Source organism: Vibrio sp. 10N.286.48.F5, assembly GCF_041469785.1.
Lineage (GTDB): Bacteria > Pseudomonadota > Gammaproteobacteria > Enterobacterales > Vibrionaceae > Vibrio > Vibrio crassostreae_C.
On the sequence record NZ_JBFRLG010000055.1, the window covers coordinates 1 to 18,652 of the forward strand.

An 18,652-nucleotide genomic window follows, 5' to 3' on the forward strand; every position below is an offset into this window, starting at 1 on the left:
CCGCAAACCGCTACTGCGATACTTGCTTCGATAGGCAATGGTTCTCAATTTGATAAAAGCCGTGATTTCTCTGCTTGGCTAGGACTAGTACCAAAGCAATATTCGACGGGAGGAAAGCCTCGCTTAGGTCGGATAACCAAACACGGCGACAAATACTTGCGAACACTATTAGTTCACGGGGCAAGGACAGTCATTGCCAACCTTGGCGACAAGCAAGATAAGTTAAGTCAGTGGTGTCGCGGCGTTCTAGAACGAAGAGGAATGAACCGAGCGATAGTGGCACTTGCCGCGAAGAACGCACGAATTATATGGTCGCTTTTACACAATCAAACCGAATATGAAAACTATGCTGCTTAAGTAGAAACCTAAGCAGCATAGAGAGTTAAACCCACCGGGTCATTGCAGACGCTAATGATGGAGATAGGTTAAGACCACTTGCGGAGAGCCTGTTAATGCGGCGGACACACTAGATGTCATCTAACGAATAAGGCACCGCAGTCGCGCAAAGTCATCAGGGCCACGACGTATGCGAATCGTCGATAAGTAGGCCGAATGTAGAGCGGCAGTCCAAAACCCATCAACATAAGTTTAGCGGATGTTTGACAACCGGGGGAATCCATGTAGCCTCATTAAGCGGACAAAAATGGTTGGCTAAAATCGCGAAGCGACGGCCAACTGTTTTTGTTCCGTTTAAATGACTTGTTATAAGGCACTTTCGTCAATGATTCTGAACTGCTTCGGTACTAAAAATGCCAGTATGACTGCCAAAATTAACATCATTATCACTCGTATACTCACTGAGGGAATCAACGATTCAAGTAATGTAAAACTCAGCGCTGATGAACCGCCAACAAACATGCCTAAATAGGAGCGTCTTGGTGTCCATTCGATCAAAGCTGAACATTGGGTACAGCGATACTTTGTCCTATTTCCACTAAATAAAAACCAACTAAGTGAAATCTTCTGTTGACAATTAGGGCACTCTCTATTCTTCATACTAAATCAAACTCCATGTGACTTATAACGCCTGCTTAAGCGGACTAAAATAGTGGGTTAAAATGTGTAGCGAAGCGAAACCTAACCCACTGTTTTAGTTCCGTTTAAAGCTCTTGTTAGCCGATCAACTTATAAGAGAAAACAAACTCTTTATCTGGCTTACTGCTTAGCATATTAAACAATATGTCAAAGTCGGTTGCATCTTCCTGATGAGCACGCCAAATTGCTGAAGTATCACCTAAAGTGAGAGCTAATTGGTCTGCCATTGTTAATTGAACTTTACGAGATTTATTTATAGTATCAACAATATGAAATAGGTCGCCAGATATAACTTTAAGCGCCATCTGCTCTTGATTCTTACTAGTAGAAGAACGAATATGCTCTAATGCTTTCGAACTCACTTTGACTGATATAAGACTCATAAATACCCCTTAGAAACAATATTACATATCGGATTAATAGATTCGGCTAACGCCTGCATAACACGTTTGCTACGATACAGACTTAGTTGAATTTTACTGCCTTAATCACTGAAGCTAAAGGCAAACTGACAACGCCGAGTGTAGCAAATCGTGTTGATGCATTTGTTATACGAATTGCTTTGCTAGTACGCAATAATCATAATATGAATCTGTATGAGTCCATTTCATGCCTCTCATTGGTCCATTTGCCACCATTGATGCATAGGTACTTTGAACGAAAAAATTTCGGTGAATAAGCTCTACAGCATCGTTATATTTTGAATGAAAACATTGATTACCGTCGGTTATAATCTTAAGTTCAAGATAGTCTTTATCATCATCCAAACTTTCGTAAAATTCAATAAATGCATTAAGCGTTGAGTCACTGATTTGTGCAAAAGACCGAGCTGCTGGAATTAGGAAATCTGTATTATTCCAATGGTCTTTATAGATTAGCGCCAATGCTTTAACTCCAATTTTCGAGTTCGTTTGACGGACTGTTTCTAATGCTGCATATAAACAATTTGAATAATCTTCGTTATCTGAAACTAATTCAATGAACTCCAGATCAATTTCAGCCGTTGAACAAAAATCCTCAAAACGTTTTTGGAGATGTCTCCCATAAAAAGTTTCAGCAAATTTTCCAATAAGGCTAATTCCTGGAATACCTACATCTTGAGCTAATTGAGCAATTTCATTACCAGCTTGTACTATTTCTTTTCCCCACTCAACTTTCTTATTCATACTTAAAATTACCCCTTTATTCGTATAACGCCAAATTAAGGTGTGAACAACGCCAACAACCCTACCTAAAGCATTGCGCCATAAACACTAAACTTGCTTGAAGTGAAAGCGCCGAGCGTTGTGAATCACTCTTAAATTTATTGTTATATGCGTGGTGACATTGGCGCGAAAGGTATTTCGCATATTTTCAAGTAAGGCCCCTCACCAAAAGGAGACTCTGCTAATTCAATTTCTCCATGCGACGTATAAACGTCAAACAGAGCATTACTTTCCACCAAATCACCTTCAAGCTCAATGACTCTATCATTTGCGCTACTACACCCTCCACGCTGCCCTCGTTTGAAGGCTAAATACATTTCGTGCATCGACTTAACTGCAAGCGCACAATGAATCTGTTCATGACGATAGAGCTTCTCAAGATATGGACGAAACTCCTCAGCTGACTCATCTGAAGTCTTAGGCATTTCGAACTTCGGAAGTGTATAGGTAACTTCAAGCTCAAATTCATGAATTTCGCAAGAATCATCATCCGTATGGAAGTCGTATTTCCACGCGGTGTAACCGTCAAAGCCTTCATTTACGAGAAACTCAGGTCTAGCGTTAAATGAACGCTCAATTTCTTCAACACTATTCCCGCTAATCTCATACACTTCAAACTTTTTCTTGAAGGGAAAGTCTAGCTTGACGTCAGCATTAGCCTGACTAAACGCCATTAAGCAATATATTGAAAGTACTACTTTTTTCATCATCATCCTTGAAGCATATAACATTTTAATATTGTGCAAGCACGAATCCATCCGCTTAACATATCAAAAAGGTCACTCATAACCAACTGAATGCTATGCATTTAATATAAAAGTGGGTCTAAACAATAAGTGTGAAAACGTGCAAGCACATATTGCCGACTATGTAACGCTCGGCCTCATTCTTAACCACCCATAAATCTGCAGTATAATCAATAATTTAAAATAAGCCTCTCGTTAAATTCGTGCTCAATCAGAGTTAAAAACCACTCTTTTTTAAGTCATTAATTATTCAACAAGCAATAAACTGTCTGTATGTACAGATTTTGTGAGGGGAATATATGGCGAGTCAATTCATGCAGGCAATTTGCGAACATATGACGATGCGAGGCTATAGTCGCAAGACAATCAAAGCCTACTGTTACTGGATAAAATACTTCATTCATTTTCATAAGCTTAAACACCCTGAACAGATGCATGCCGCTGAAGTTGTCTCCTTTCTTTCTCATTTAGCTAATCAACAAAAAGTAGCCATCAATACTCAAAAGGTAGCTCTCAATGCTCTAGCCTATTTATACAATCAATTTATTAAGCAACCTCTAGGAGACTTAGGGTTTAGCTATGCGACTCGGTCTCGAAAAATTCCTAGCGTACTCAATCATGCGGAAGCTATCTCGGTGATCAATGAAATAGATCCTAAATATCAACTGTTTTTTCGCTTGTTGTATGGTTCAGGTTTGAGAGTATCGGAATGCCTGAGGCTTCGAGTACAAGATATAGATCTAAAACAAGGGTCTCTCACTGTTCACAATGGGAAAGGAAATAAAGACCGAGTGACAATTTTAAGTTTTTCACTCACTGAAGCTATACAAGACAAAATTTCACAAGTTGCAGTTCTGCTCGCTAAAGATAACTTGAATGGGTTTGGGCCATCTTTGCCTCACCGATTAGGTAAAAAATACCCTAGTGCCTATCGACAACTTGCTTGGATGTACCTATTCCCATCAAAATCCGTCACTCAACACTCTGAGTCGGGGATCGTATGCCGACACCACCTACATGATTCGGTACTCCGAAAAACGCTGAAGAAGGCGACTAACTCTAATAAATTGCGCCACAAGCGAATTAGTTGTCATACTTTCAGGCACAGTTTTGCTACGCAACTTCTAAAGTCAGGCTCCGATATCAGAACGGTTCAAGAGCTACTGGGGCACAGTGATGTTAAGACAACTCAGATTTACACTCACGTTATTGGGCAACACTTTAGTGGCACGACTAGCCCGCTAGACGGCTTATAACGAAACTCCCTCACCGATAGTTGAACCTGGCTTGATGGCTTCTGTCTGACAAGGTTGTCTGATATGGTGGCGGCAGAACTTCAGCAATTGTTTAGATAGTATTGAATATGAAAACACTAACCATACTTGATGGCGGCATGGGCCGAGAACTCAAAGAAATTGGCGCGCCATTTTCTCAACCGCTTTGGAGTGCTCAAGCGCTGATTGAAGCACCCGAATTTGTCAGCCAAGCGCATCAAAACTTTGTCGATGCAGGTGCTGAAATCCTGATCACCAATAGCTACGCCTGTGTGCCTTTTCATTTGGGTAAAGAACTCTTCGAACAACGAGGCTTTGAACTAGCCGCACTGTCTGGTGAGCTGGCTAAAGCAGTTGCTGACAATTCTACCCACACAGTGAAAGTGGCGGGCGCGATTCCACCGCCATTTGGCAGCTACCGACCAGACTTGTTTAAGGTAGAAGAAGCAACGCCGATCATTCAAACGCTTTACGATGCCCAAGATCCAAACATCGACCTTTGGATAGCGGAAACGATTTGTAGCCTGCAAGAATTCGAATCCATTCATGCGGTACTCAAGCAATCAAGCAAACCGTGTTATTACGCCTTTAGCTTGGAAGACACCAAGGGCGATTCTGCCAATATTCGTTCTGGCGAGAGCGTAACAGACTCAATCCAACTTGCCTGCCAATCAAACGCGAAAGGCATTATGTTTAATTGCTCAGTGCCTGAAGTGATGGATCAAGCCATTATCGATGCTAAGAAAGTGATCGATGAGCTAGGTAGTGACTTAGAAATAGGTGTCTACGCAAATAACTTTGCTCCTATCAGCAGCGAACATGAAGCTAATGACATGTTTCAAGAAATGCGTGAGCTGGATGGCCAAGGTTACTTAGCTTACGCAAAACGCTGGCATGCACTGGGCGCGAATATTATCGGTGGCTGTTGTGGCATCGGGCCAAAACACATTCAAGCCCTAGCCGATTGGAAACACTCAATACAGAGCTAATCCTGAGCTTCAACTAGAATAAAATAAATAGAGAACAGGTTGAGAAATCTGTTCTCTATTTGTATGTGGCGTCTCTGAGTACACTGATACAAAACAACGATTTGGAGCAACTGATGAGCGACACGCAACGCAAAATAAAATGGGGCATCGCAGGGCTAGGCAATATCGCCAATCGATTCGCAACCGCAGTCACAGAGCACTCTCTGCATGGTGAGCTTGATGCGGTTGCCGCCAGAGATCACTCACGCGCAGCCACGTTCGCCAACAAGTTTGCTTGCGACAAGGCTTATGGTTCTTATGAAGAGATGGCGAATGACCCAAGTGTTGAAGCGGTTTACATCGCTACGGTTCACCCATACCACCAGCCACTCACTGAGTTTTTTCTAAAGAATAAAAAACATGTATTGGTCGAGAAGCCGGCTTTTACCAACCTTGCTGACTGGCTTGAGATGAAAGCTCTCGCGAAGCAAAATGGCGTGATGCTGTTAGAAGCAATGAAAACCGTGGTGTTTCCCGCATATCGTGAGCTCCAATCATTCTTGGTCGATAACAACATTCAGATAGATTCAATCGAAGCCAGCTTTGGTAACCATCATGACTATGAGCCCGATTTGTTTATCTTCAATCCGGATTTGTCAGGCGGAGCAACACTCGATGTTGGGGTCTATGGGCTTTGGTTCTTTTACGATCTGTGCCGAACGCTGGGTGTAAACCCTTCAAAACCTCAGGTAGAGATGTCGTGTCTTTATGAGGGAGCGAATGTTGATACCAATGCATGCTTTACATTCTCTGGTGATATAAGCGGTAAGATATCGGCATCAACAGTGCAAAACCTTCCCCGATCAGCACACTTGAGTGGACCTGAAACCAAAATCACCATTCACGAAAAATGGTGGAATCCGGCCTTTATTGAGATTGAACATCAAGGCAAAAAGTCGACCATTAACTACCGAGTGATAGGGAATGGATTCGAGTTTGAAATCGACCATTTTTCAGATTTGGTGCTTCAAGGCAAAACTGAATCGAATATCCTGAGCTCAGAGATAACCTCTCGAGTTCTCGATACGATGGAAAACGCACTGATTGATTCTGGCTATTCACATTTAACTCAACCTCGTCGTTAGGAAAAGCAAATTGGGCAACCTTAAGCGTAAGCTTGAACTGTATGAAAAGATATTTCAGGCTTTTGGGCCTGGAGTATCACACTGTCAGGTCAACCAACTGGCCACACTGCTGCACGTGAGTGAACGTCACGTTCAGACCTTACTCAAAGCGATGACAGCACAAGGCTGGATTGAGTGGCCGCAATGCTAGCGCTGAGTTACAAGCCTTTCTAAGCAATACCAATCCGTCGGCGCAGAATATCGCGTACATCCCGTTTCACCGAGAACTCGAAGCGCTTCACCCTCAACGAGTACTTAGACGCACCGAACGCTTCTTAGTGATGCAAGTTTGCCAACGCCTAACCTCCGTTAAGCACGGCAAACTCAGCGGCGATCTGGCTTATCATTGGCAGCCTAATCAAGATGCGACACAGTGGCACTTTCAGATTCGCAATGGTGTTCACTTTCATAACGGTCGAACACTCGAACCTCAAGACATAGCACGCAACCTTAACTCTCTCTGCCAAAGCAAAATATGGCGTCGCTGTTATCAGCATATTGATGAGGTCTCTGTCTTGGCAGGCAATGTGGTTGTCGTAAAGTTGAATCAACCTGATTGGCATTTACCGCGCCTACTTGCTAGGGCTGAAGCCTCCGTATTCGATCACTCATCACCGACTGATAGGCTGATTGGATCTGGCGCGTTCTCATTAGACATCTTCTCAAGCAAGATGTTGAGATTGAGCCGCAATAGCGCCTATTCACACAGCACGCCGATTCTGAATCGAGTCGAGTTGTGGGTCTATCAGGAATGGGCACAGAGCAAAGCCTGCGCTCAAAATCAGGTGTGCGTGAAACTGCCCGAGAAAACGACCAGCGTGCGTGGCGATGACCATTCTTCCCAACCGGATTTCGGCTCAACCTTCTTTAAGATTCAAAGCCCGATGTTGTCTTCAACCGTTCGTGAGTTCACAGTTGAAGACACCTCTGAATGCCAAGCCCTTTTCGATCAGTTGTCAGTGTCTGGCGACCACAAAACCAGCGTGGAATATGGGCACTACCTAACTCACTACCTAACTACCAAAGACGTCGCGCTGTGCAGTATTATTGATGAGAACAACACCTTCACTTCGTGGTTAAGCTTTTTCACTCGCTTCCCGTTTGAGGACTTAACTTTACCTGCTGAGATACTAGAGACAATCGAACAAGGCTTAGCTTCAATAACAAACCAACCAGACTTTGAGTTAGCGATGAATGCACTGTTGTCGCTCCGGCATTGGTTGCATGAATCTGGGGTTGTGACTGAGCTCAAGCAAGAGGCGTTCAACTTAGAGGTTTCTGAAAAGATACACGGCGCACAAGTAAATGGTTTCGGTTGGTGCGAACTCGACAAGCTGTGGATTAGCCATTTGTAAGCGTATTTCGTAGCTGAATGTATTTCACAACCTAGCCCAACCAAGCTGCAACCAATCATTATGTTCAGTCACAGCGTAGGTCGAATAGGCTAAGGGTTAGCTCACTAGCGATAATTCAGACTCTTTATAGATACGGTTAGCCACTTTGTATGCAGCCGGAGACATCAGTGTCTCTTTGCATCTGCGCTTAAATTGCTCGACTTCAATCGTTTGTTCTTCCAGTAAATAGCACAGCTCACTCAAGTAGTTAGCTTCAAACACAGCTTGACCAAGTGGCGTGCATTCGTATCGGCTAGACTCTTGGTAGCCAATTGCGGTCAACACAGACTCTGGCAGTTCCCAGAACTTAGCAATGGTGTAAGTCAGGCGAATAGAGTAGCTGTTCATCAGGCGCTTCAATGCCAACGAGTTAGGTGGAACAGAAGGATCAACATGCTTGAAGGCTTCTACCATCATCTGGAAAATGATCATCTTGCCTAAGTTGCGAATTAACCCAACAAAATACGCCGCTGCTTGCTCTTCTTGAGATGAAGAGTCTTTCATCAACTCCTTAGAAAACGACGCGGTTTGAACACTGTGATTCCAAATTTTCTCACCGAAGTGACGCCAGTAAATATTGTTCCCCGGCGTGAAGTTCTTCATGTAGCTATTCACCACCCCTTCAACGAGCCCTTGAGAACCCATATTTAAGAATGCTGTTTTTAGGTCGGTAACCTGTTTTTCATTGCGTTTGTAAAAGGCGCTATTTGCCAGTTTAATCACATCGGCAGCCATACTCGGCTCGCGCTCAATCACTCTTAACAGAGTATCGACATCAAACTCATCGCTCTGTAATTCGCCCATTAACGTGGTCACAGAGGCTGGCATCACTGGAAGTTCATTAAGCAAGGCTTTTGGAGAGCGAATCAAGCGTTCGATTTGGCAAGCGACAAAATCACTAAATGGGTCTGACTCCGTTCGAAGGCGAGACTCTCCGAACAGATAATCAAGAAACTCACCATCGTGAAGGCTAAGCGTCTTATCGACGATTAATGATGATGGCTGAGTGGACGACGGCGGAACAAAGATTGAAGACTGAACAGAATCAGTAGCAACGGTTTGTTGTTGCTCTTGTTGGGCAGGCTCTGCAGAGGGTTTGTTTTTTGAATAAACAAAAGGTGAGAATAGTGCCTGCAATACCCTTTTAAACATCAATACGGCTCCTAGATGATTATCAAACAGTTCGGGATATATAACGGCGGTGATTATCGCACAGGCAACTCATAAACCATACAGTGATAAATGAATCATTAACCTTTCAGCTGTATAGGATCTGTTACCCAACAATTTGCTCAGCTCCTCGGTATTCACCAGGAACAAAAAGAGCGAGCAAATAAAGCTTGCTCACTCTTCCATCAATCTAAACCGTGAAGCTGACTATAACTAGCGTTCTGCCACTTCCAACACGATCTTACCAACATGCTTTTTCTTTAAGAACTCATCTTGCGCTTTATGGATATCGGCTAGCGGATAAGACTCTGCAACGATGGCGCCAATCTGCTGTTTCTCGATACGATTAACCAAGTTTTGGAATACTTGCGGTTCTAAAACCGTGCAACCAAAAAAGCTGAGGTCTTTGAGATACAAAGTTCGCACATCAAGCTCAACCATTGCACCACCAATCGCACCAGACACAGCATAACGGCCATGCGGTTTTAGGACTTCAAGAAACTCTGGCCACTTGTCACCAGCAACTAAATCGATCACCACATTCACGCTGCTTTCGCCTAGCGCGTTAACCAAATCTGAATCACGGGCAATCACTTCATCAGCGCCAAGTTCAAGTAACTGTTGGTTCTTGATTGGGCTGGTAATCGCAATCACATACGCGCCGCGAGCTTTTGCTAGCTGAATAGCCGCAGAGCCCACACCGCCCGATGCACCTGAGATAAGCACGCGATCAGCTTCAGCCACGTTGGCGCGAGTCAGCATGTTTTCTGCGGTCGAATAAGAGCATGGGAAAGACGCCAGTTCAACATCCGACATTGTGCTGTTCACCGCGTAAGCGTGCTTAGCTGCTACTTTGGTGTATTCAGCAAAACCGCCATCGCACTCAGAGCCGAAATACCATGGCTGTGGTAGATCTCGCCCGTACACTTCGGTTAAACAAGGCTCAATCAGAACACGCTCACCAATACGATCAGCCGAGACTTCGTTACCAACAGCTACAATAAAACCGCACACATCGGCACCTTGGATGCGAGGGAATTTCAACGCTTCACCCGACCAACTGGCATCGTCTGAATCATCACTTTTCGCATACCAACCAATTCGCGTGTTGATGTCGGTATTATTAACGCCTGCGGCCATCACCTTGATCAGCACTTCATTAGGTTCAATTTGAGGAACAGCGATATCTTCACGGTAACCAAGCATTTCTGCCCCTCCGTGTCCTAGCATCTCTGCGCCTTTCATTGTTTTTGGGACTTCAAAATTCATACTGTTTCCTTGAGTAATTTTGTCACCATATTCTGTGCCGATGCCACTGCTTCTTCGCCCAATACTGGCCACGCACTTGATACGCCTTCATGAAGTAAAAACAGTGGTGTCGCGAGATCCTCTCGCAGGCTCTGCTTGCCTATTAGCAAACGGACTTGTTCTTTATGCTGTGTAACCGCTTGTCTGATAAACTCATTATCGGGAAACGCGGCCATCGCATTCATCGACATACACCCATGTGGCGCATACTCTTCTAACCATTGTTGGAGCTTGTTGAAGATATGAGTAACCGATGCGAGCCCCTTTTCAGGCGACGTTTCCAACAAGAAATCTAAGTAGCGTTGGTGTCGATATTCCAAGGCACCAACGATCATCGCTTCTTTTGAAGGGAAATGTTTATACAAGGTTCTTAGGCTTACATCGCACGCCGTTTTCAGCTGTGCAACACTCGGCTCAGCAAAACCTTGCTGGCTAAATGCCACCTCTAAGCTTGCTGCAATCTGTTCTCTCAACATAGTGCTCTCTCAATACCCGACAAAGGGTAGAATGATTGTTCTACTTACAGGGTAGAACGATCACTCTACCCCTGTCAATATCCAAATTTACAAACCAAGAAATGATAAATTCCGCGCCAAACAGGACACGGAATTTATCAATACAGATGAGAGACTTAGCGTTTAAGCTGGAGTCGACTGCGTATCGTCACCAGAACAGATAACGCGCCACAAAGTACCAACACTACACCTAGATCTTGGAGCATTCCCGCTAAAGCGAGCCCTGAGCCGATCAAGGTGTAATACATCAAACCAAACAGTGCGCCTGCACTTCCTGCTTGAGATTGGTAACGTACCAACGCTCGGCTCAATACATTAGGGATCGCAATACCAAACGCCATAACCACCAACATCATTGGAAGCAAGAACCAGATCGTGTGTTGTGAAAAATACACACCCACCGCACCTAATGTTTGAAGCCCTGCCGCGATACCAATCAGAGACATTGAAGACACTTGTCTCTTCAACAATGTCTTGTTCACCAAGCTTCCCAACAGAGTCCCGAACCCAAGCACAATGCCGCTGTAGCCAAACTGCTCAACGCTAAATCCAAGTTGAATGAAGGCAAATGAACCCAATTGATAATAGGAAAACAGTGCAATATTGAACGACGCGACCAGCAACGCAGACATCCATATATTGCTATCTTTGATCATGTGAATACTGAGTGACTTTAACTGCAATTGCTGCTTAGATTGTTGCGTTTCAGGCAATGACCATAGGCTATGTGCCAACAACGCTAACACCATAATAAACAAGGCAATAAACACATATTGATGCCCGCCCGCTTGGCTTAGTTGACCGCCAAGAAGCAGCCCGACGATTGGACTAATCGACAGCCCCATCCCCATGTAACCAAACACCTTGGCCAGTTCCGCGCCGCTAAAGGCATCGCGCAACATGGTTTGTGTCACCACCGAGCCCACCGCAAGCCCGAAAGCACCCATGGCTCTGGCTATCATCAACCACGTAAAGCTGTCGGTTTGCATAGCAATAAGTGCTGAACAGGCGAATAACCCCATGCCCAGTAACATGGTTGGTCGGCGCCCCCATTTGTCTGCCAATATGCCCCATACCACAACACCGAGCGCAAACGCTGAGAAGTAGATCGAGAGGGTTTGCGCCGCTTGTGCGTAACTCACATCAAAGGATTTCGATATTGAATCCAGAATCGGGCTATAGATGGTTTCTGCGATTTGAGGGAACATCAGCAATAGCACCATTTGCCATAAAGAAGGTTTTGTTTTCATCATTTTTCCAAGACCAGTGAACTTGACGAGGAGTCTAGGGGAAACTAACCTTGGCTCGTTAACAACATTAAAACCAAAAACAACAAGATTAGGACAAATGGCATTAATCAGCGAAACGATTGAGTTTGATGCAGACAGCTTACCTGCGCCCGTAATAGGGATTGCGGCAGAGCTAGGTCAGCATGATTCAGGAATACATCACCACGTAAAAGGACAGTTGCTGTATGCTCCGCAGGGTTGCATCACCTTGACCTTAGAAAACGCCATTTGCATTTTGCCGCCGACTAAAGCCGTGTGGATCCCGCCTTATACCAAACATCGCGCGCAGATGACCAATGTGGTTGCTTATCGGTCGCTCTATTTTGATAGCAGTATTTACACCTGCCCAGAAGCGATTGAAATTGTGGAAGTGAATGAGCTTTTAAAAGCCCTGATCAATAAGATGGCTTTCTGGGATTGGGACGTTGCCCGCGAGCAAACCACCAATACCGCCAACCTATTCTGGGAAGAGTTTTACAGTGCTAACCAACACTCGTTTATCTTGCCACTACCGACAGATCGCCGCTTTAAAAGCTTTTGCAAACAAGTCCGAACCGCTTCCTTTCTTGCCCCAGCCCTCTCGACATTAGCGAACTCGGTTGGCGCAAGCACCAAAACGATTACTCGATTATTCAAAGCCGAAACAGGCATGACTTACCAAGAGTGGCGACAGCAATGGCGCTTGTTTAAAGCGATTGAACTGCTCTCAGAAAACCGACAAGTCGTTGATGTGGCTCATCTGCTAGAGTTCTCATCCAACAGTGCGTTTATCGCTTTTTTCAAACAGCAAACTGGACAAACCCCGTTGGCCTTTACCAAGTTAGGGGCGTGATTGTTGTTATCCAAACTCTGAAGTTTTACTGAGCTCAGATACAAAAAACCAGAACATGAGTTCTGGTTTTTAATGCCGATTCAACTAATCAATCAACACCAACGAATCGAGAATCCCTTTGCCACTGTGGATTCCACCTTCATTTTCGCTGGCAGGTTTACTGCGGATCAAGTAACCCGCGTAGCCGTCTAGCTCTGTTACTGGTTCACCTTTGAAGTAAACGGTGAACAAACCCACTTCGCTGACTAAGTCTGTCACGAGCGTTTGGTGAGTGTCACGCACTGCAATGGTCGGCACGTCACGTTCATGCGGGTACAAGCGCTGCATCAATGCCCACGCGTCGTACTCTTCTGGTTTAAGCTGGCTCAGTTGTTCGCTGATGTCGTCACCAAAGACACAATGACCACCGCCCTCACCTTGGTTTTTCAGCTCCCATTCTTGCTTATCAGCTTGTGTGTTAAACCATTCAATTGCTTCATTGGTGATAGGCTTCATATCAGCCAGAACACTCTTGACCAGTTCGGTTTCTTCTAGCGTTAAGCCCCAGCGGGCGTATTCTGTTGCTGGCATCATGGTCAGCAGCATTTGCATGGTTTTACTGGTCGCTAGTTGCTGGCTGATGGTCGCGTTCATTGCGACATGGTGTTGCTCCATAAACAAGCGAGTCTGACTTAGCGTGTGGCAACAAACTGATTCATTGAGCTCTGGAGCCCAGTAATCTGAATACTGGTAGCCAGCTCTTAGGTACACCACATCGACAGCGCCGACATCTTTCAATAGCAGGCGTTGATTATCGCCCGATGAAAGCTGACAGCTCAACTGTTCAAAAGTACGACGCACCGTGCATAATTGCCCACTCACAAGCATCTTCAATGACTTGTTGCGGAATCGATGGCATTGAATTCATTTAGATATCTCATTCTTGGCGGGCATTTGGCACCCGTAATAAGACGATGCTCATTCTAAAAAGACGAAATAAATTTTAAAAAAGTTATTTCGCCGTTTTTATCATCGTAGCTCGCGGTTTACAGCTGAGGTTCTTGGGTCTTATTGACTATGAGGTCGCGAAGCCATTTGTGGCTTGGTTCAGAATCAAAGTAACGGTGCCAAAGCAAAAACAAACCACCGGGAACCAACTCAATAGGAATCGGCTTCATCACCAGTTCGCCACTCTCAATATAGTCACGAACCGAGTTGTACGGATAACACATCAGCAAATCGCTTTGTTTGCACAGCTTTACTGCGCTGGTGATGTCCGACACGTTGGCGGCTTTGTTAATTTGAAGCTGTTTGGCTTGCAAGATTTCCAGTAGCAACCAGTCGCCAACGCCACCGGTCACCAACTGAATATGACGGTATTTAAGGAAGGCTTGCAGATTCCACTCTTCTTGAAGTACTGGGTGATCATTTCGCATCAAGCACACAGAGTAATCTTGCAGCAACTCGACGTGGTTTAGCTCGGCAGGGATATTTTGAATGTGGGTGCTAGCCCTTTCATCGAGCTCAAAAATTCCAATCCCGAAATCGACCTCACGCTTTAGTAAGCGCTTAAAGGTTTCGCTGCTCCAAGTAGTGCTGTTTACCGTAATGTTCGGCGCATCTGCTAGCGCGTTAGGCATAAATTTAGGGTAAATCGCGGTATAAGCGGTTTCAACAAGATCGATATTAAAAGTACGTTCGCTGTCTTTCGGCTCAAAAATGTCCGGCACGGTTAGCTGTTCAACTTGCAGTAGGATTTGATGAATTTTAGGCGCTAAAGAGGTGGCTTTCGGTGTTGGAAACAGGCCTTTTGACTCACGTTCAAACAAAGGGTCGTCAAACAAAGAACGCAGCTTAGTGAGTTGTTTACTCACCGCAGACTGACTAAGGAACAATCGCTCTGCCGTTTTGCTCACGCTGCGCTCTTCAAGCAACACGTGTAAACACAGCAGTAAATTCATATCACATTTGAGTAAGCTTTTAACATCTACCATGATATTCCTTAGATTCAGATTAATGATGACTTTATGTCACTTTAAATCATATCACAAACTTGTTAATTTAAGCCCATGTAACCTATGAGTTAATAACTCAAAAAATAATAGACCTAAGGAATACTCATGAACTTTCTAGCACTCCCTAAGATTGATCTGCACTGCCACCTAGACGGAAGTGTTCGTCCAGACACCATTATTGATCTGGCGAAACAGTACGGAATCGAACTTCCAGAAGACCGTGAAGCGGTAGTAAAGTCTCTAACAGTGCCTGAAGATTGCAAAAACCTTGATGAGTACCTAGCTTGCTTTAGCCTGCCACTGCAAGTGATGCAAACGGAAGAAGCGATTGAGCGTATCTCTTTTGAGCTTTACGAAGACGCAGCACTAGAAAACGTTAAGTACCTAGAAGTTCGTTTTGCACCGATTCTTCACGTAAACAAGGGCTTGTCTCTTGATGCAATCATCGCAAGTGCGGTTAAAGGCATGAAGCGTGCAGAAGAGAAATACGACATTAAGGGCAACTACATCATGTCTGTACTTCGTATGTTCCCGAAAGACTCAATCAAAGATGTAATCGACGCTGGTAAACCATACCTTGGTAAAGGCGTGGTTGCGTTTGATATTGCAGGCGGTGAAAAGCCGGGCTTCTGCGCTGAATTCCCAGAATACACACAATACGCTCTTGAAAAAGGCTACCGCATTACCGTGCACGCTGGTGAGCAATGGCATGGTCAAAACGTTTACGATGCAGTAACTATGTTGGATGCTGAGCGTATCGGCCACGGTGTCCACATCCAAGGTAACGAAGACGCATACAACATCGTTAAAGAGAAGCAAGTTGCACTTGAGACTTGCCCAACAAGTAACGTTCAAACTAAATGTATTCACAAATTCAGCGACCACCCAATTGCTGAATTCAAGAAAGACGGCATCGTTGTAACGATCAACACAGATAACCGCACTGTGTCGAACACTACCATGACCAACGAAGTAAAACGTGCGTGTGAAACATTCGGTCTAACAAAAGAAGATTACGTAGAAATCTACAAGTACTCTGTAGAAAGTGCGTTTGCTTCAGACGAAGTGAAACAGCACCTAATGGGTTTCGTTGAGCAAATCTAATTGGTAAAGCGCGCCTTTTGCTGAATAGCTGGGCTCACTTAGCATTAATGCTTAAAGGTACAAAATAGGAAGAGAAAGGCTGAGGCTTTTCTCTTTTTTTATGTCCAATTATCCGTATTCTAATATCGATGTTGACGAATGGGATGCAAACAATGAAAACAGAACTCGAGAAAATGCTGTCCGGCGAGATTTTTGATGGCGCAGACCATGAGGTAGACCACATGCGCACTCACGCCAGCAAGGCGCTATCAGACTTGAATCAATGTTCAGACGATACTCAACTACCAAGTCTTCAGGCTAATCTGTTTGGTAAAGTAGGAAGCAGCGTTGTCCGTCCTCCTTTTCATTGCGAGTTTGGCAAAACCATCGAGATCGGTGACGACACCTTTATCAACATGAACGTGGTGATGCTTGATGGCGCGAATATCAAGATTGGTAACAATGTATTGATAGGGCCAAGTGCCCAGTTTTACACAGCCTCCCACTCACTGGATTATCTCAGCCGCCGTAAGTGGGAAACTTTCTGCCTACCTATCACAGTCGAAGACGATGTGTGGATTGGTGGAAACTCAGTCATCAACCAAGGCGTTACGATTGGCGCTCGCTCTGTTATCGCAGCGAACTCAGTGGTTAACAGTGATGTACCACCAGATTGCCTGTACGGCGGCACTCCAGCCAAGTTGATTCGGCATTTGAATGCCGAACAAACTCGCGATTAAACAAGAAAGCGCGTATCCAAATCTAAAAAAGAGCGATGTTTCAATAGCATGGCTCTTAATCTAATTATCAGCGTTGTTTTATCGCACGCTTGTTCACCGCGAATTTGAAGCACGACAGCCGCAACTAAAACCAGCGCTGATATAGTCAAAAACAAGAATGCAACGATAGACTTAGGTGGGTATCTTTTCATTTTCTACACCCTCAAATTTAACTCACTCGCCAAGGTGTCAATCTAATAAATTAACGCCAAGCGCCTGCAAGCTGTTTTCACACTGAACGGCATCGGTAAACTGGATAGCAGCCATACCCAAAGATCTCGCACCTTCAACGTTATAAGGCATATCGTCAATGAAGACCGTTTCTGAAGCTTTGAGCCCATAATTAGATAAAAGCGCTTGGTAGATTTCAGGCTGCGGTTTAAGCATGCCAAGTTCAGCGGATACGGCTGCGCCATCAAACAAAGGCCAAAATTCGTAGGTGGCTTTTAGGTGTTCAACAATCTCGACCACGTTGTCGGTAAGTGCATACACACCATACCCAGCACGCTTTACGCGCTCGATAAGGTCGACAGAACCATGCAATAAGATCTGCGTTTTCTTAACGTAATAAAACAGGCGGTCGCACTCTAATGAAGATAAATCGAGCTCTTGTTGGTAGCGAAGTTTGGCTTCATTTTCGGTTAAGAACCCTTTGTTCAAATCCGACCAAATCGCACTTTGGAAAATCGAAAGCGCTCGGGCTTCAGGGTCGGCAATGTTACCAAACGTTAGTTGAGTAATTTCCAGCGGCGACCAACGCACAATCACATTACCCACATCAAATACGACATTTTGATTTGATTCGAACTCATACCCTACTCCTGAATTAGTCACTTAAAATAGCAACAACACAGACATTAAATGCCGCACGTTAAAGTTCATAATCTTGTTTTACAAAATGAGGACTAGAATCACAAGATGTAATCAAGTCAGCGCAAAAGGTGGTCACTAGTATCCCTAACTAACCCTATTTATCATCACCCACTTAACCTTCTATGTTACAATTATGAGTCATTCAGAGCGTACTGAATCCCTGATTTAGTTCACTATTCTTTAGTCACAGTGAATACACTTTAAAGTTATTGATCTATGAAAAAGTACGAGTTAGTTGTCCAAGATATTGTGAGCAAGATCTGTCAAAACAGTATCAATCATAAGCTTCCCGCGGAAAGAGAACTCTCTGAAATATATGGGTTATCTCGATTTACTATTCGAAAAGCGCTAGCCAAGCTAGAGGCTATTGGCATGGTGAAATCTAAGGTGGGTTCTGGTTACTTCGTCAACACTTCTCTCATTGGTACACCACTGGTGTACAACTCCATCACTGAAAACAGTTTTGAAGAGATCTCTTATAAAAAGCTCCAACTGAATAAAGCGCTACCCGATAACCACGAACAGCAGATTTTTTCTTTAGACGACAATGACTACATCTGGAAAATTAGACGGCTTCGATTGATTAACAACAAAGTAGTTCAGATTGAAGAAGCCAAGATCCCTGTCAGTGTCTTCCCAGAGATGAATGCCGAGATCATTGAAAGCTCAATCCAGAAACATGCATTGGCGAAAGGTCTTCAGATCGATAGCTACTTAACGACGTATCAAGCGATCAACGTATCTAAAGAAGACGCGGAGTTGCTCGGCTGCAAAAAAAATGCCGCGGCGATGAATATCACCAACCGAGGTTTCTTAGCATCGGGGGATCTATTCATCGTCAGCGATATCATCGACATCAAATATCAATGCACCTATCACACTCCTTTTAACAATGAGAGCATGAGCTTCCGAGATAAGAAGTAACCTTTTAATTCGATTTAGTATGGTTAATTTTTATAGATATAAGTTAATTACTCTATAGATTAGCCACTAATATTATTTC

18 protein-coding genes and 2 pseudogenes are annotated in these 18,652 nt (G+C 44.3%); 9 read left to right on the forward strand and 11 right to left on the reverse strand.

Annotated features, from left to right (window positions below; all coding sequences use genetic code 11):
* Positions 1-357, forward strand: a 357-nt coding sequence (locus AB4185_RS21420; RefSeq protein ID WP_372135909.1) for a transposase, incomplete at its 5' end; no start/stop codon positions are given.
* A 755-nt stretch (positions 358-1,112) separates the two neighbouring features.
* Here AB4185_RS21420 and AB4185_RS21425 read toward each other — a convergent pair.
* The 3 genes from AB4185_RS21425 to AB4185_RS21435 form a co-directional block, all read right to left on the reverse strand.
* A complete protein-coding gene (locus AB4185_RS21425; RefSeq protein WP_017067214.1) occupies positions 1,113-1,418 on the reverse strand; it encodes a hypothetical protein in 306 nt (101 codons plus the stop codon).
* A gap of 165 nt (positions 1,419-1,583) precedes the next feature.
* The gene (locus AB4185_RS21430) at positions 1,584-2,201 is read right to left on the reverse strand and encodes a hypothetical protein (protein WP_372135910.1); all 618 of its coding nucleotides are present in this window, start codon (positions 2,199-2,201) and stop codon (positions 1,584-1,586) included.
* Between the two features lie 143 nt (positions 2,202-2,344).
* The gene (locus AB4185_RS21435; RefSeq protein WP_065583845.1) at positions 2,345-2,947 is read right to left on the reverse strand and encodes a DUF922 domain-containing protein; all 603 of its coding nucleotides are present in this window, start codon (positions 2,945-2,947) and stop codon (positions 2,345-2,347) included.
* Between the two features lie 338 nt (positions 2,948-3,285).
* Here AB4185_RS21435 and AB4185_RS21440 point away from each other — a divergent pair, with 338 nt between their 5' ends.
* From AB4185_RS21440 to AB4185_RS21455, 4 genes and pseudogenes are all read left to right on the forward strand, one after another.
* Positions 3,286-4,242: an integron integrase gene (locus tag AB4185_RS21440; protein WP_017067063.1), complete on the forward strand. Its 957-nt coding sequence runs from the start codon at positions 3,286-3,288 to the stop codon at positions 4,240-4,242.
* A gap of 107 nt (positions 4,243-4,349) precedes the next feature.
* The gene (locus AB4185_RS21445) at positions 4,350-5,249 is read left to right on the forward strand and encodes a homocysteine S-methyltransferase family protein (RefSeq protein ID WP_372135911.1); all 900 of its coding nucleotides are present in this window, start codon (positions 4,350-4,352) and stop codon (positions 5,247-5,249) included.
* 113 nt (positions 5,250-5,362) lie between these two features.
* The gene (locus AB4185_RS21450) at positions 5,363-6,373 is read left to right on the forward strand and encodes a Gfo/Idh/MocA family protein (RefSeq protein ID WP_372135912.1); all 1,011 of its coding nucleotides are present in this window, start codon (positions 5,363-5,365) and stop codon (positions 6,371-6,373) included.
* Positions 6,374-6,383: 10 nt separating this feature from the next.
* A pseudogene (locus AB4185_RS21455) lies at positions 6,384-7,767 on the forward strand (ABC transporter substrate-binding protein).
* Between the two features lie 96 nt (positions 7,768-7,863).
* Here the strand turns inward: AB4185_RS21455 and AB4185_RS21460 are convergent.
* The 4 genes from AB4185_RS21460 to AB4185_RS21475 form a co-directional block, all read right to left on the reverse strand.
* Positions 7,864-8,958: an HDOD domain-containing protein gene (locus AB4185_RS21460; protein ID WP_372135913.1), complete on the reverse strand. Its 1,095-nt coding sequence runs from the start codon at positions 8,956-8,958 to the stop codon at positions 7,864-7,866.
* Between the two features lie 231 nt (positions 8,959-9,189).
* Complete coding sequence (locus tag AB4185_RS21465; RefSeq protein WP_372135914.1) at positions 9,190-10,245, reverse strand: alcohol dehydrogenase family protein; 1,056 nt, start codon at positions 10,243-10,245, stop codon at positions 9,190-9,192.
* A complete protein-coding gene (locus tag AB4185_RS21470; protein WP_372135915.1) occupies positions 10,242-10,760 on the reverse strand; it encodes a TetR/AcrR family transcriptional regulator in 519 nt (172 codons plus the stop codon). Before AB4185_RS21470 ends, AB4185_RS21465 begins: the two co-directional genes overlap by 4 nt.
* A 155-nt stretch (positions 10,761-10,915) precedes the next feature.
* Positions 10,916-12,049, reverse strand: a complete 1,134-nt coding sequence (locus AB4185_RS21475; protein ID WP_372135916.1) for a multidrug effflux MFS transporter — start codon at positions 12,047-12,049, stop codon at positions 10,916-10,918.
* Positions 12,050-12,146: 97 nt separating this feature from the next.
* On the opposite strand from AB4185_RS21475, the gene AB4185_RS21480 reads away from it, so the two are divergent.
* Positions 12,147-12,920 carry a helix-turn-helix domain-containing protein gene (locus AB4185_RS21480; RefSeq protein ID WP_017065211.1) on the forward strand — a complete coding sequence of 258 codons (774 nt, stop codon included), beginning with the start codon at positions 12,147-12,149 and terminating at the stop codon, positions 12,918-12,920.
* Between the two features lie 84 nt (positions 12,921-13,004).
* Here the strand turns inward: AB4185_RS21480 and AB4185_RS21485 are convergent.
* Both AB4185_RS21485 and AB4185_RS21490 read right to left on the reverse strand, forming a co-directional pair.
* Positions 13,005-13,763: pseudogene (locus AB4185_RS21485) on the reverse strand (glutathione synthase); the annotation flags it as partial.
* Between the two features lie 182 nt (positions 13,764-13,945).
* Positions 13,946-14,893, reverse strand: coding sequence for a LysR family transcriptional regulator (locus AB4185_RS21490; RefSeq protein WP_017061092.1), 948 nt, complete (start codon positions 14,891-14,893; stop codon positions 13,946-13,948).
* Positions 14,894-15,019: 126 nt separating this feature from the next.
* Between AB4185_RS21490 and add the strand changes: the two genes are divergently transcribed.
* Together add and AB4185_RS21500 are read left to right on the forward strand one after the other, a co-directional pair.
* Positions 15,020-16,018 carry an adenosine deaminase gene (gene add, locus AB4185_RS21495; RefSeq protein ID WP_372099510.1) on the forward strand — a complete coding sequence of 333 codons (999 nt, stop codon included), beginning with the start codon at positions 15,020-15,022 and terminating at the stop codon, positions 16,016-16,018.
* Positions 16,019-16,170: 152 nt separating this feature from the next.
* Entirely contained in the window at positions 16,171-16,737 is a 567-nt protein-coding gene (locus AB4185_RS21500) for a sugar O-acetyltransferase (protein WP_102321248.1), read from the forward strand.
* On the opposite strand, the gene AB4185_RS21505 is transcribed toward AB4185_RS21500, so the two are convergent.
* Positions 16,734-16,928: a hypothetical protein gene (locus AB4185_RS21505; RefSeq protein ID WP_017072485.1), complete on the reverse strand. Its 195-nt coding sequence runs from the start codon at positions 16,926-16,928 to the stop codon at positions 16,734-16,736. The genes AB4185_RS21500 and AB4185_RS21505 overlap by 4 nt on opposite strands.
* 37 nt (positions 16,929-16,965) lie before the next feature.
* Complete coding sequence (locus AB4185_RS21510) at positions 16,966-17,610, reverse strand: HAD family phosphatase (protein WP_324295268.1); 645 nt, start codon at positions 17,608-17,610, stop codon at positions 16,966-16,968.
* A gap of 255 nt (positions 17,611-17,865) precedes the next feature.
* On the opposite strand from AB4185_RS21510, the gene AB4185_RS21515 reads away from it, so the two are divergent.
* Positions 17,866-18,573: a GntR family transcriptional regulator gene (locus AB4185_RS21515; protein ID WP_017065208.1), complete on the forward strand. Its 708-nt coding sequence runs from the start codon at positions 17,866-17,868 to the stop codon at positions 18,571-18,573.
* Positions 18,574-18,652: the final 79 nt, after the last annotated feature.